General features: G+C 68.8%; 10 protein-coding genes and 2 pseudogenes. 11 read left to right on the top strand and 1 reads right to left on the bottom strand.

Translation table 11 applies throughout. The features are described 5' to 3' along the window. Nucleotides 1-86 precede the first annotated feature (86 nt). Nucleotides 87-995, top strand: a complete 909-nt coding sequence (locus tag WJ438_RS08305; protein ID WP_406724637.1) for an aminoglycoside phosphotransferase family protein — start codon at nt 87-89, stop codon at nt 993-995. A 243-nt stretch (nt 996-1238) separates the two neighbouring features. Here WJ438_RS08305 and WJ438_RS08300 read toward each other — a convergent pair. Further along, nucleotides 1239-2609: pseudogene (locus WJ438_RS08300) on the bottom strand (IS256 family transposase). 513 nt (nt 2610-3122) lie between these two features. Between WJ438_RS08300 and WJ438_RS08295 the strand changes: the two are divergent. From WJ438_RS08295 to WJ438_RS08250, 10 genes and pseudogenes are all read left to right on the top strand, one after another. Beyond that, a complete protein-coding gene (locus WJ438_RS08295) occupies nt 3123-3965 on the top strand; it encodes an ABC transporter ATP-binding protein (RefSeq protein WP_406724636.1) in 843 nt (280 codons plus the stop codon). Next, nucleotides 3962-4885 carry an ABC transporter permease gene (locus tag WJ438_RS08290; protein WP_406724635.1) on the top strand — a complete coding sequence of 308 codons (924 nt, stop codon included), beginning with the start codon at nt 3962-3964 and terminating at the stop codon, nt 4883-4885. Before WJ438_RS08295 ends, WJ438_RS08290 begins: the two co-directional genes overlap by 4 nt. Then, on the top strand, nt 4882-5766 hold the full coding sequence (locus WJ438_RS08285) for an ABC transporter permease (protein ID WP_406724634.1): 885 nt from the start codon (nt 4882-4884) through the stop codon (nt 5764-5766). Before WJ438_RS08290 ends, WJ438_RS08285 begins: the two co-directional genes overlap by 4 nt. A 2-nt stretch (nt 5767-5768) precedes the next feature. Continuing rightward, entirely contained in the window at nt 5769-6758 is a 990-nt protein-coding gene (locus WJ438_RS08280; protein ID WP_406724633.1) for an ABC transporter ATP-binding protein, read from the top strand. A 74-nt stretch (nt 6759-6832) separates the two neighbouring features. After that, nucleotides 6833-8362, top strand: coding sequence for an ABC transporter substrate-binding protein (locus WJ438_RS08275; RefSeq protein WP_406724632.1), 1530 nt, complete (start codon nt 6833-6835; stop codon nt 8360-8362). A gap of 85 nt (nt 8363-8447) precedes the next feature. Continuing rightward, nucleotides 8448-9209, top strand: coding sequence for an enoyl-CoA hydratase-related protein (locus WJ438_RS08270; protein ID WP_406724631.1), 762 nt, complete (start codon nt 8448-8450; stop codon nt 9207-9209). Next, on the top strand, nt 9206-10273 hold the full coding sequence (locus tag WJ438_RS08265; protein ID WP_406724630.1) for an LLM class flavin-dependent oxidoreductase: 1068 nt from the start codon (nt 9206-9208) through the stop codon (nt 10271-10273). Before WJ438_RS08270 ends, WJ438_RS08265 begins: the two co-directional genes overlap by 4 nt. Next, on the top strand, nt 10270-11808 hold the full coding sequence (locus WJ438_RS08260) for a class I adenylate-forming enzyme family protein (protein WP_406724629.1): 1539 nt from the start codon (nt 10270-10272) through the stop codon (nt 11806-11808). Before WJ438_RS08265 ends, WJ438_RS08260 begins: the two co-directional genes overlap by 4 nt. A gap of 35 nt (nt 11809-11843) precedes the next feature. Further along, a complete protein-coding gene (locus tag WJ438_RS08255; protein ID WP_406724628.1) occupies nt 11844-12467 on the top strand; it encodes a TetR family transcriptional regulator in 624 nt (207 codons plus the stop codon). Between the two features lie 190 nt (nt 12468-12657). Continuing rightward, nucleotides 12658-13703: pseudogene (locus WJ438_RS08250) on the top strand (LLM class flavin-dependent oxidoreductase). The last annotated feature ends 6 nt before the right edge of the window (nt 13704-13709 follow it).

Below are 13709 nucleotides of genomic sequence, written 5' to 3'. Positions count from 1 at the left end.
CATCAGCCCGAGATCTTCGAAGGACAAGGCCAGGGCTGACGAAAAGTCACTGGCTTCCGGGTCGACCCAGCGATGAGACTTCGGACGTGACGCTTCATGAGAATGAGATCCCGGTCGACGAGACCCTGGTCCGGTCGCTGCTGCAGGCACAGCGCCCGGAGTGGGCCGCCCTACCGTTGTCGCCCGCGGGCGCGGGCACGGACAACACCATGTACCGGCTGGGTGATGACCTGCTCGTGCGGCTCCCCCGAACCGCCGACAACGGGCAGTCCGTGCGGAAGGAGCAGGAATGGCTTCCTCGCCTGGCACCCCGCCTTGCATGCCTGATTCCCGAACCCGTCCACGCTGGGACGCCCACCGACGCCTTCCCACTGGTCTGGTCGGTCTACCGCTGGATCGACGGTGCCGAAGCCGGCCCGGACACCGTCCGGGACTGGGCCGCCTTCGGAGCCGACCTGGCGGCGGTCGTGAGGGAGCTCCACCGCGTCGACCTCATGGGAGCGACTCGCGCAGATGGCCTCAGCTGGTATCGCGGAGGCAGCCTGGGGCCGTGCGACCAGTGGATCAGCAGGTGTCTCGATGACTGCCGGACCACCGTGGGTTCTGAGCTCGACGTCGACGCCTTGGAACAGTTGTGGCGAGCCGCGCTCGCACTGCCCGAGCCCTCTGGACCTCATGTGTGGCTCCATGGCGACCTCAAGCCGACCAACCTCTTGGTCCGAGAAGGCAAGCTCCGCGCGGTCATCGACTTCGGCGGACTCTCGGTCGGCTTTCCCGACGCGGAGCACTCCACACTCTGGGACCTGCCGCCACAAGCACGACAGGCCTACTGGGACACCTTGGACCTCGACGATGTGACCTGGACCCGCGCCCGCGCCTGGGCGATCGCGGTGGGCGCCAGTGGGATCTCCTACTACTGGCACACCTTCCCCGCCTTCGTAGCCGAATGCCGGGCACGACTTCAAGCGATCCTCGCTGACGCCTCTGCGCGTTGAGCTGCTCTCCAGCACAGGAGGAAGGGCCATACCGCGCAGGTTCAGCGAAACGCGACGGAACGCCGTACGGAATGGAGCACCTTCACCGACACGCCCTCCGCCCGACTCGTCTCACCGAAACCTGCTCCGCCCTGGTCACAGCGTCATCGACAGTTCACCTCCAATGGGACAGGACATTTTGAGCCAGTTGTTTCCTGAGGGCTACGCAGGCGTACCGGCCGTGGGCCTGGACCTCTGCCGTGGTCACGTCCGCTGGAGTGGTGTATCGACGGCCACTCGATGATCTCGTTTTTGAGGCCGTGCGGTGAGTTCGGTGGGCAGGACGGTGTCGTCGGTTTCTGACTCGATCGGGTGGAGGCGGGCCTTGGCGAGGAGCTCGCGGCCCATGGAGCGGCGGGCCTCGGTCCACTCGTCGTGCCGCTCGGCCAGGACCGCCCCGACGAGCCGGATGACCGCGGTGCGGTCGGGGAAGAGGCCGACCACGTCGGTGCGGCTGGGGGCACCTCCCGCGGCGCAGCCGTGGGGGAGGATCTCCTTGTTCAACCGCTCCTGCGGGTTGTTCGACCAGATCTGCCGCCAGATCTCCCGCGGGAAGGCGGTGAAGGCCAGCAGATCGTGCTGGGCGGCCTCCAAGTGGCCTGCTGCTTTGGGGAACTTGGCCTCCAGCGCGTCCAGGACGTGCCTCATCTGTGCGTGGACCGCGTCGGTGCCGGGCTGTTCGAAGACCGTCCGCAGCAGAGGCGCCACCCAGGGCCGGGCCGATTTCGGCACCTGGCTCAGCAGATTTCTCGCGATGGGGGTACCGCCCGCGCCCGTTCAGGGCGTGGGGGAGGGTGCGGCAGCGCTGCCAGGAGGCGCCGGGCAGCACCGCGCCGATCGCGTCCACCAGGCCGGCGTGCGCGTCGGAGACGACCAGCTGGACGCCGGACAGGCCGCGGGCGATCAGGGAACGCAGGAAGGCGAGCCGGCCGGCACCGTCCTCGGCGGTGGCCACGTCGATGCCGAGGATCTCGCGGTGGCCGTCGGCGTTGACGCCGACCGCGATCAGCGCGTGGACGCCTGTGATCCGGCCGCCCTCGCGGACCCTCTGGGTGAGCGCGTCGACCCAGACGAACGAGGACGGGCCGGCGTCCAGGGGCCGGTTGCGGAAGGCGGCGACCTGCTCGTCCAGGTGCCGGGCCATCGCACTGACCTGGGACTTCGACAGCTACGTGACGCCGAGGGAGTCGGCGGGTTTCTCGACCCTGGGGGTGCCCCCGCTTGCGGGGAGGGTGGAGACGCCGAGGAGGTGGCGGTGGCGACCACCGAGATGAGGGCCCGTTCGGCCCGGCGGCGGCGTTCGAGGAGCCGGTGCGGGAAGTAGCTGCCCTGCCGCAGCTTGGGGACGGCCAGCTCGACCGTCCCGGCGCGGGTGTCCCACTCGCGCGGGCGGTAGCCGTTGCGGTGGTTGACGCGTTCGTCGCTGACCTGCCCGTACTCGGCGTTGCAGAGGGCGTCGGCCTCCGCCGACATGAGCGCGTCGGCGAACGTCTTGACCATCGCGCGTAGCGGGTCCGGACTCTCCCCGCAAGCGGGGGACCTCCAGGCGAGATTGTCCTCGGCGAGGGCGTGCAGGGGCAGATGGCGGGTGCGGTCATCAGGCTGATCTCCTTCAAAGACTTGGTCGTCTTGAAAGATCAGCCGGTGGCCGTTGTCATATCCGGGCACTCACTCCGACGCCGGGCCAAACGCCCGGATCGGGTGGGAGTCCGTACACCACTTCCCAGGACGCAACCGAATCGCTTCCAGCGTCCGTGCTCGAGAACCCGCGCATCCCGCACACCGGCTCCCACCTCGGCGGATGAGGTTTTCGGCAAGGGCAGGGTGTGCAAGCAGTTTGAACCATACGGGAGGCGCCGGAGGTCGGACTTGCGGATGGCTCTCGCCGCGAAACTGCCTTGTCGATCTCATTGACCGAGGGTGTGACAGGGCCTACAGTCCCAGCATACCGACCGGCCGTTATGAAATTTCGGAGGCTCTGGTGGGACCAACTCGCACCCTGTTGCACGACACCGGGGGCCTTCCTGGTGTCCAGCCGACTGTCGGCCGGAACGCACGGGTCGGTGGCGAACCAAGGAGGCTGCCGTAGTGACGAGCACTGTGCTGACGGTTGATGATCTGTCCATCATCCACCCTGCGAGACGGGGTCGGCAAGCCAACACGGCGGTCGACCGGGTCACGGTCACCGCGGACGCCGGCGAGATTGTCGGCATTGTGGGGGAGTCGGGCTCGGGCAAGACCTCGCTGGCGATGGCGGTGGCCGGGCTCGGAAGGGTCACCGACGGAGTGATCGGCGTGGGTAGGGTACGGCCGGGGCCGCGGATGTCGCGGGAGGACCGGGCGGCGGTGCAGATGGTCTTCCAGGACCCGCACGCCTCCCTGGACCCCCGGCAGAGCATAGGCCGCGGCCTGCGCGAGCTGAGAAAGCTGCACCCGCGCCGTACGGACTGGATCGACGATGTCGGTCTCCTCGCCCGGGTCGGGCTGCCGCCCGAAGTCCTCGACCGGCTTCCGCACCAGATCAGTGGTGGCCAGGCCCAGCGGGTCTCGATCGCCCGGGCGCTGCTGCTGCGTCCCACTCTGCTGCTCGCGGACGAGCCCACATCCGCCCTGGACGTGTCCGTCCAGGCACAGATCTTGAAGTTGCTGAAGGAGCTCCGTGACACCGACGGGCTGACCATCCTGTTCATCAGCCACGATCTCGCCGTCGTACGCACGCTGTGCGACCGGGTCTACGTGATGCGCAACGGAGTAGTCGTAGAGTCGGGCCGCACGGCGGAGGTGCTGGAGAAGCCCCGGCACGAGTACACCCGGACCCTGCTCGACGCCGTTCCAGGCGGTACGGCCCGGACCGGGGCCGAAGCGGAGCCCTCCCGCTCGCGGGGGACCGCGCCCGTCCTCACCGAGGCACCGGTGCGGGGGGCATCGTGATCCGGCTGGTACTGAGCAGGACGGTCAACGCCCTGCTGACCCTGCTCATCGCGGTGTCCATCGCGTTCTTCTTGGCCCGCAGCTCCGGCAACCCGGTGCGGCAGATCCTCGGCGACTTCGCGAGCGAGGAGCAGGTCGCCCAGGTCAGTGCCCAGTTGGGCCTCGACAAGCCGCTGCTGGTGCAGTACGGCAACTTCCTGTGGGGCCTGGTCCGGTTCGACCTCGGCGAATCGCTGCGGTACGGCCAGAGCAACGTCGAACTGGTCGCCTCCCGGCTGCCCGCCACGGTTGAACTTGCTTTCTTCGCCCTGGTGATCGCGGTCGTGATCGGTGTCCCGCTGGGCATCCTGGCCGCGCTGCGCGAGAACAGCATCGTCGACCGGGTCGCCTCCGCGATCGCCCTGCTCGGGCAGTCGGTGCCGCTGTTCTGGCTCGGTCTGATGCTGGTTCTGGTCTTCGCCGTCCGGCTCGGCTGGCTCCCCGCCGGGCAGAACGACGGGCCGATCTCGCTGATCCTACCGGCCGTGACCCTGTCGACCCTGCCCATGGCCCAGATCGCGAGGCTTACCCGCTCCAGCATGAGCGAGGTCCTGCAGGACGAGTTCGTCTCCGCGGCGCGGGCCCGCGGTCTGGCCTCGTGGCGGATCGTCTACGTCCACGCGCTGCGCTCGGCCGCCCTGCCGGTCGTGACGATTGTGGGCCTGCAGATCGGCATGCTCTTCTCCGGGGCGGTGACGGTCGAGTTCGTCTTCGCCTGGCCGGGTCTCGGCACCCTCGCCACACAGGCCGTCCAGGGCCGCGACTTCACCTTGGTGCAAGCGATCGTCGTCGTCGGTGCTCTCGCCTTCGTCGTCATCAACCTGCTTGTCGACCTGCTCTACGGGGTGGTCGACCCGCGTATCAGGGAGGCGGCGGAATGAGCGCCATCATCACCCGGCCCGCCCGTGTGCGTGCCCCGCGCAAGGGCAAGGCCCGCGGCACCGGATCGGTCATCGCGTTCGGCGTCCCGCTCCTGCTGATCGCGCTGGTGACCCTGCTGGCTCCTCTGCTGCCCCTGCCGGACCCGAACGCCCAGGACCTGGCGAAGGCGCTCAGGCCGCCGGTCTGGCTCGACGGCGGCGGCTGGGACAACCCCCTGGGCGCCGACCATCTCGGGCGCGATGTCCTGTCCCGGCTGGTGTACGGTGGTCGGCTCACCTTCGTCATCGCCGCCTGCGGGATGGTCGCCGGTGCGGTGCCGGGGATCCTTCTCGGGCTGCTGGCCGGCTATCGCAGGGGATGGGCGGACGCCGTCATCTCGCGGCTGGTGGAGGCGCAGTTGGCGCTGCCCTTCATCCTGGTGGCCATCGCGGTCATCGCCGCCCGCGGCCGTTCACTGCCGATCCTGGTCCTGGTGCTCGCCCTGGTCGGCTGGGCGCAGTACGCCCGCGTCATCCGCGCCGAGACGCTCTCCCTGCGCGAGCGGCACTTCGTCCTCGGCCTGAAGTGCGCGGGCGTCCCGACCTGGCGGATCATGCTCAACCATATCCTGCCGAACGTCGCGGGCACCGCGCTGGTGCTGGCCACGCTGCAGATGGGCACCATCATCCTCGCCGAGTCCGCGCTGAGCTTCCTCGGCCTCGGGGTCATCGCCCCGGACATCAGCTGGGGCGCCATGCTCGCGGAGGGCCGCGAGCAGTTGGCTCTCGCCTGGTGGATCGCGGCCCTTCCGGGTCTGGCGATCACGGTCGTCGTGCTCCTTGTCAACCTGCTCGGGGACTCCCTGCGTTCGCGCCTCGACCCGAAGAAGCGGAGGTACTGAAGGTGACCGCACTCCTGCAGGCCCGTGGGCTCACCATCCGGGCCTCGACCGCGGTGGGGCAGGTGACCCTCGTCGAGGACGTCGACCTCGAGGTGGGGGAAGGGGAGATCGTCGGGCTGATCGGCGAGTCGGGCAGCGGTAAGACGACGACTGTCCGGGCGATGATCGGCCTGCTCGACCGGAACCTGCCCGTCACCGGCGGCGAGATCTCCCTGCGCGGCCGGACCATCTGCGCCAAGGGCGTCCCCTACAGCGACGGCGTGCGCGGACGGCACATCGGCATGGTCTTCCAGGGCGCCTCGGCCTCGCTGAACCCGCTCATGCGCATCGGCAAGCAGATGCGCGAGGTGATCAAACGCCACGACAGGGACGCGACCAAGGCGGACGTCGCCGAACGGTCCCGGCGGGTGCTGACCTCAATGGGGTTCACCGACCCGGACCGGGTATTGCACTCCTTCCCCCACCAGCTCTCCGGCGGAATGCGGCAGCGTGTGGCCATCGCCCTGGCCGCGGTCACCGAACCCGGCGTGATCATCGCGGACGAGTGCACCTCCGCTCTCGACGTGACGACACAGGCCGAGGTGGTCGCGCTGCTGCGCTCGCTGACCACGAATTCCCGCACCGGCATGCTGTTCGTGACCCATGACCTGATGCTGGCCCGGGAGATCTGCTCGCGTATCGCCGTCATGTACGCCGGGCAGATCGTCGAGACCGGCGAGGCACGGCAGATCACCAGTGCCCCGCGCCACCCCTACACCCGCGCCCTGCTGGAGGCGATCCCGACCTGGGGCGGTGGCGAGATCCGCGGTATCGACGGATCGGCGCCACGGGTGACCGCCGACTGGCGAGGCTGCCGGTTCGCTCCCCGATGCCCGGTGGCACGTGAATCCTGCACCACCGACCAGGTGGCCTGGACAGGCTTCGACGACCGCTCGGGAGCCCGCTGCCTGTTGCTGGAGTCCGGCGAGGAACTCGCCGCGGTCCCCGGCTGACACGCCGCCGCCGGGCTGCCTCGACGGCGGATGCCCGGTGAACATACCATCCGGTTGGTACAATTGGAGTCCATATGAAGAGTTCCCTAGCCAGGAGGCTGATCCTGCTCGGATCCGCGCTGGCACTGACCCTGGGGACCGCCTGCTCCAGCGGCGGATCCGGCGGCTCAGGGACCGCAGCCAAGGGCGCCACCCTCAAAGTGGTGACCCCGACCGAACCGGTCACCATGAACCCGGTGCACTCGGTCATCAGCGATGCCCGGGTGTGGGGTGCGATCATGGACCCCCTGGTCGACGTGGACGAGTCGGGTGCGCCGCTCGACACCGGGCTGATCACCTCCTGGAAGCAGAAGAGCCTCACCTCCTGGGAGCTGACCGTCCGCGAGGGCGTGAAGTTCAGCAACGGTGAGCCGTTCGACGCCTCCGCCGTCGTGTTCTCCATCGAACAGAACAGGGCCGACAAGGCCGCGCGGCTCGCCTCCTATCTGAGCGTGGTCAAGAAGGTCACCGCGGTGGACGCGAAGACGGTCCTGGTGACCACCAACGAGCCCTACAACGCGCTTCCCCAACTGCTGTCCGTCATCTACGCGCACCCGCCGAAGTACTACAAGGAGCAGACCGCCGAGGGCTACGGGAAGAAGCCGGTCGGCACCGGCGGCTTCACCCTGGAGTCATACGCCCCCGGGCGCGAGGTCGTGGTCGCCAAGAACGCTGACTACTGGCGCGGCGAACCAAAGGTGGGCAAGATCGTCTTCACCTGGGCGCCCGACCCCGCCTCCCGAATGTCCCTGCTCCAGACGGGTGCGGCTGACATCGCCATCGATGTCCCCGTCGAGCAGCTTCCTGCCCTCAAGGCCGACCCGAAGCTGGTCGCCGAGACCAAGACCTCGACCTCCGAGATGGCGGTCTTTTTCGAAACGGGTAAGAAGCCGTTCGACGATCCCGACCTGCGCAGGGCCGCCGCCATGGCCATCGACCGCAAGGCGCTGGTCACGTCCCTGTTCCGCACCGAGGGCGCCGAGCCGCAGCCGCATCTGATCGGCCAGTTGATGTCAGCGCTGCCCGAGCACGACGACGCGATCGAGTACAACCCGCAGGGCGCCAAGAAGCTCCTCGACGGCCGGTCACCGAAGATCACCTTCTCCTACACCGTGGGCCGCTACCCGCAGGACGCCAAGGTCGGCGAGGCCGTGGCCGGCATGCTGGAGAAGGCCGGCTTCAAGGTCAAGCGCAATCCGCTCGACGTGGCCAAGTTCTTCGAACTGCGGCCCATCGGGGCGTTCGAGGCGTACATGTACCAGATTTCGCCAGTCTTCCTGCAGCCCGACGTGTACGTGCACGGCTTTTTGACCTCGAACTCCATCACCAAGCACTGCGTCGACCCCAAGCTCGACACCCTGTCCGCCGAGGCACTGAAGGCGCCGACCCAGAAGAAGAGCGAGGAGGTGTACGCCGACCTGGAGCACTACGCGCTCCACGAAAAGGTCTGCAATGTGCCGCTGTACGACGTCGTAGGCATCTACGGGGTCTCGAAGAAGGTCAGCGGCTTCGAGGCGCCGCGCGACCTCCTTCCGCACTGGCCGGATGTCGCCGTCAAGGGCTGATCGGCCCCTGATGCCCCACGGCCCGGGCGGTGCCGAAGCCGGCGCCGCCCGGACCGCCGCCGGTCCACCACAGGAAGGAGAAGTGATGCCCAATCAGGCGGGCGTGCTCCGGGCCGAGATCGGCCACGGGGTCGCCCATCTGCGCTGGGAGGCTCCCCGCACGCGCAACGCCATCGGACGCGCCCAGGCCGACGAGCTGAGCGAGGAGCTGGAACGCCTCGCCGACGACGACTCGGTCGCGGTGGTCGCCCTGGGCCTTGGACAGCGGCCGTTCTGCAGCGGCTGGGACAGCCGGGACCTGGCCGGTCTCGCGGGCGCCGACGAGCAGGCCCTCGCCGGATTCTTCACGCACGGCCGCAGGCTGCTCGCCGCGCTGTCGGCCCTGCCGCAGCCGACCGTGGCCGCGGTCGGCGGTGCGGCTCTCGGCTTCGGCGCGGCACTGCTGTCCCGGTGCGACCTGGTCCTGGCGGCGGACGACGCGCTGTTCGGCCTGCCCGAGATCGCGAGGGGGTTCCCGCCGGCGACGGTGGCCCCCGAACTGCTCTCGGTGATGCCCGCACGCGAGGTGCGCGCCTGGGCGCTTTCGGGCCAGGCGGTGACCGCGGCCCGGGCGGCCGAGGCGGGGTTGGTGCACCGCTGCTGCCCCGCCGATGAGGTCGACACCGTCGCCGCCGCGCTCGCCGCGGCCATGGCGCAGTACGGCCCGGAGGCGGTCCGCGCCACCAAGCGGCTGGTCGCCGACCTTGCGGCGATGCCCGAGGCCGACCGCTCCGCGTTCGGTGTGCGGTCCGCCGTCGCACAGTTCTCAAGGGCGCCGAGGGTGCCCGGAAACCAGGAGGGATCGTGAGTCAGACGGCCGCCCCGCGCCGCCTGCGCGTGGGAATGTCGCTGTCCGCCCACTACGAGATCGGCGCGGACGCCCGGGCGGGCCTGCGCGAGACCATGGAGCAGGTCCGGCTCGCCGAGGAGGTGGGGCTGGACTCCATCCTCATCGGGCACCATTACCTCACCCGTTCGCAGTTTCTCCAGCCCCTGTCGACGGTCGCCTTCCTCGCCGCCGAGACCGAGAGGATCCGGCTCGGGTTCGGGGTCTATCTGCTGCCCCTGCACAACCCGATCGCCCTGGCCGAGGAGCTGGCGACGGTCGACGTGCTCTCCGGCGGCCGGCTCATCGCCGGTTTCGGATCCGGCTACCGGAAGGTGGAGTACCGGGCCATGGGCGTTCCCTTCGAGGAGCGCTTCAGACGGCTCGACGAGTACGTCCCGTTGATGCGGTCGTTGTGGAGCGGTGAGGCGGTCACGGCGAGCGGCAGCTTCGGCGAACTGGACGGTGCGCGGATCTGCCTGCGTCCCGTGCAGCCCGGGGGGCCGCCGGTCTGGCTCGGCGCGTTCGGGCCGGTCGGCATGCGGAGGGTGGCCCGTCTCGACGCCTCGTGGGCCGTCGCCCCCAACGGTGACCTCGCCGAGGTCACCGACCGGATGACCGCGTTCCGGGAGACGCTCGCGGAGTACGGGCGGTTGCCGGAGCGGGACTACCCGCTGCTGCGCGAGGGCTGTGTGGCGCCCACGCGGCAGGCCGCCCTGGACACGGCCCGGCCCTACCTTGCCCAGCAGTACGCCGACTACCGCGGCTGGGACCACGGCGCGACCATCGACGACCTGCTCGCGGGTCAGGCCGTCGTCGGGGACCCCGCGGCGGTGGCCGAACGGCTCCGCGCGTACGCGGAGATCGGCTACACCGACGTGATCCTGCGGCTGCAGTGGACGGGGATGCCGCACCGGGATGTGATGCGGTCGATCCGCCTGCTCGGCGAGGAGGTGCTGCCGGCCCTGGAGTCCGTGCCGGCCGGGAGCGGAGCGTGTGGTCCGTCCGCAGTGGACGGAGTGTCGTCAGTGGAGGGAAGGCAGTGAGCAGCATCAATCTCGGCGGGGTTGTGGACTCGCATCGCAGCCGGCGCCCGGATCAGCCGGCGATCATCACCGAGAGCCGGGTGTGGACCTATGAGGACCTCGCCCAGGCAGTGCACTCCTTCGCGGCCTGGCTGCACGATCGCGGAGTGGGCCGCGGCGACCGGGTGGCCCTGCTGGCGAAGAACTCGGCGGAGTACGTCGTGTCGCTGCTGGCCGTCTACCGCGTCGGAGGTATCGCCGTCCCGCTCAACTACCGGCTGCAGTCCGAGGAGTTGACCTATCTGCTGCGCGACTCGGGCAGTGTGGCGATCCTGGCGGACGGAGAGTACACGGCGAGTATCGACGCGATCCTCGCGGACACCCCGCAGCTGCGGCTCCGGGTCTGCCTGGACGGGGCGGGCGGCGCCGGGTGGCAGCCGTGGGCCCAGGCGGTCGCCGCGCACGCCGGGAGCTCGGTCCCGGTGGCCGAGGTCGGCCCGCAGGACGTGCAGCGGATCATGTACACCTCGGGGACGACGAGCCGCCCCAAGGGTGTTCTCGTCACCCACGGCATGGTGCTGTGCAACCTCGCGGTGATGACCGCCGAGTTCCAGTTGTCGGCCGAGGACCGCATCCTCGTCTCCTCGCCGCTGTATCACATCGCCGCTCTCGACGCCCCCGGGCTGAACGTGCTGTTCCAGGGCGGGGCCATCGTTGTCATGCGCCGCTTCGACGCGGCCGGGGCACTCGACCTGATGGCCAGGCACCGGGTCAGCGGCGGCATCTTCGTTCAGGCCATGCTGCACGCGCTGCGCGACGCCTCGGACGGCTCCACCGACGTCTCGTCGGTGAAATGGCTGATCTTCGGCGCCGCGGCGGGCGAGCTCTACCGGGACATCCGCAAGCAGTTCCCGGGGGCGCGGCTGGTACAGTCCTACGGGCTGACCGAGGGTTGCAGCATGGTGAGCTGCGTCCCCGAGCGGCTGGCCTCGGCCAAGCTGGGAACGGTGGGGACGGCCGTGCCGTTCATCGAGTTCCGGGTGGTCGACGAGTCCGGCCGCGAGGCGCCCGCGGGCACCCCGGGAGAGATCGTGGTGCGCGGCGCGAAGGTCACCCCGGGCTACTGGGGTGACACCGGTGCGACCGAGACGGCGTGGCGCGACGGTTGGTTCCACACCGGTGACGTCGGTGTGGTCGATGCTGACGGATGCCTGTCCATAACCGACCGGCTGAAGGATATGATCCGCAGTGGAGGAGAAAACGTCGCCAGTGGGGAGATCGAACGCGTCATCTACGATCATCCAGCGGTGCAGGAAGTCGCCGTGGTCGGCGTACCGGATCCGCGGTGGCAGGAAGTTCCCAAGGCATTCGTTGTGCTGAAAAAGGGTCAAACTGCCCGTGCTGACGAGTTGATAGCCCACTGCCGTGCTTCTCTCGCGTCATTCAAGACACCGAAGCACGTGGAATTCATTGAAGTGCTGCCGCGTAACGCTTCGGGAAAGGTACTCAAGCGTGAGCTGCGGGAACTGGCACCGTCGTTGGAACAGGTCCCGTAGCAGACATCGCAGCGGAGAGAAGAGGGAAATACACGATGGCGACCCGCAAGGGCGGGAAGGGCTCGCGCGGCGGTACCTACGCGCCCGAGGAGACGCGGCGGCTGCTGCTGGAGGCGGCGCTGAAGCTGTTCGAGGAGAACGGCTACCACGCCACGTCCGTGGAGCAGATCGTCTCGACGGCGGGCGTGACCAAGGGTGCGTTCTATTACCACTTCGACAACAAGCTCGATGTACTGCTCCAAATCCAGGATGACTACATCGACAACCGGCTGCGGAACTGCGTGCGGATCATCGCCTCCACGGACGATCCCACCGAGCAGCTCCGGGAACTCATTCTCGAAGCGCTCATCGGTATCGACAGGTACCGGGCCCAGGTCGCCATCTTCCTCCAAGAGCGCAGGTTTCTGGTGGGGGAGCGTTTCTCCGCCATCAAGGAGAAGCGTGACGCCGTGGACGGGATCTACGAAGAGGTGCTGCGCCGCGGGATCGAGCAGGGCGCCTTCAATAGCGCACTGAGCCCGCGTATCGCCGGTTTCGGGATCCTCGGTATGTGCGCCTGGGCGTACAACTGGTACCAGCCGGCGGGGCGACTGGGGATCAAGGAGATCGCCGACCAGCTCACCTCGCTGGTCATCGACGGGGTCCGGCCCCGCCCCTGACGCGCGGCCGGGGTCCGCCGTCCTCGGCGGCGGACCCCGGCGCCCTCCGGTCGTCGGCAGGATTGCCAACCCGTGCCTTGGGCGGCTAACATACCAACCGGTTGGAATATGACGGCTCACCGTCCGGAGTCCCGTCTCACCTTAATACTGACTAGTCGGAATGTAGGGAGCAGTCGTGAAATTCGGGGTCATGCACCTCTTCCCGGCCGAGGGGAACGACAGTGACGTCCTCCTCAACACGATCGAGGACATCGCGCTGGCCGACGAGCTCGGGTTCGACTCGGCGTGGCTGGCGGAGCACCACTTCTCCCGGTACGGGCTCCTCGGCAACCCGATCACCTTCGGGGCCTACCTCGCGGAGCGCACCAAGCGCATCCTCATCGGCTCCGCCGTGCTCGTCCTGCCGTTCCACGACCCGATCCGCCTCGCCGAGGACGCCGCCCTGCTCGACAACCTCAGCGGGGGGCGGCTCCGGCTGGGGGTGGGCCGCGGCTACCAGCCCAAGGAGTTCAAGGGCTTCGGTAAGAACGCCGAGCACAACCGGGAGCTGTACCAGGAGACCGTCGACATCCTGAAGAAGGCCTGGACCGAGGAGAAGTGGTCCTACCAGGGCAAGCACTACAGCTACGAGGACATGGAGATCTTCCCCCGCCCGCTCACCCCGGGGGACCGCCGATCATCCACGCCTGCTCGTCGCGGGACTCCTACCGGATGCGCGGGCTGCGAGGGGAGCCGATCATCTGCTCGCCGCAGTTCACCCCGCTGAGGCTGATGCGGGAGAACTTCGCTCAGTACAAGGCCGCCCTCGCCGAGAGCGGGCACAATGTCGACGCCTTCGAACTGCCGTACATGCAGCAGGTGTGGTGCGGCGACGGCCGCAGCGGACTGATGGCGGCCAGCGAGGCGGCACTCGCCTACTACAAGCAGGTCGGACAGGTGATCCCCGGCTCCGAGGAAGCCCTGGAGGCGGAGCGCAAGTACTACGACGCCGTCCGCCGCAACATCGAACTGCTCGACCTGGAGCGGACCCTCACACACGGCGGCAACTTCGGCTCCGTCGACCAGGTCGTCGACGCCATCGGGACCCTGCGTGACCAGCTTGGCATCACCCACTACATCGGGTGGTTCCAGATCCCGTCCCTGGACCGCAAGATCGCGCTCCGCTCGATGGAGCGCTTCGCGTCCGAAGTGATCCCCCAACTGCGCGAGCGCGAGACCGCGCCCGCGAGCGCCTGAGAGGCC

Origin of the sequence: Streptomyces sp. GD-15H (assembly GCF_045291515.1) — a bacterium.
Taxonomy (GTDB): Bacteria; Actinomycetota; Actinomycetes; order Streptomycetales; family Streptomycetaceae; genus Streptomyces.
The sequence above is the reverse complement of the archived record's forward strand: the minus strand, read 5'-3'. Positions and strand labels throughout refer to the sequence as shown.

What these genes read in the sequence shown, in the direction of transcription:
- WJ438_RS08275 (WP_406724632.1), top strand. Translation starts at nt 6,833, where the DNA reads ATGAAGAGTTCCCTAGCCAGGAGGCTGATCCTGCTCGGATCCGCGCTG.
- WJ438_RS08285 (WP_406724634.1), top strand. Translation starts at nt 4,882, where the DNA reads ATGAGCGCCATCATCACCCGGCCCGCCCGTGTGCGTGCCCCGCGCAAG.
- WJ438_RS08270 (WP_406724631.1), top strand. Translation starts at nt 8,448, where the DNA reads ATGCCCAATCAGGCGGGCGTGCTCCGGGCCGAGATCGGCCACGGGGTC.
- WJ438_RS08255 (WP_406724628.1), top strand. Translation starts at nt 11,844, where the DNA reads ATGGCGACCCGCAAGGGCGGGAAGGGCTCGCGCGGCGGTACCTACGCG.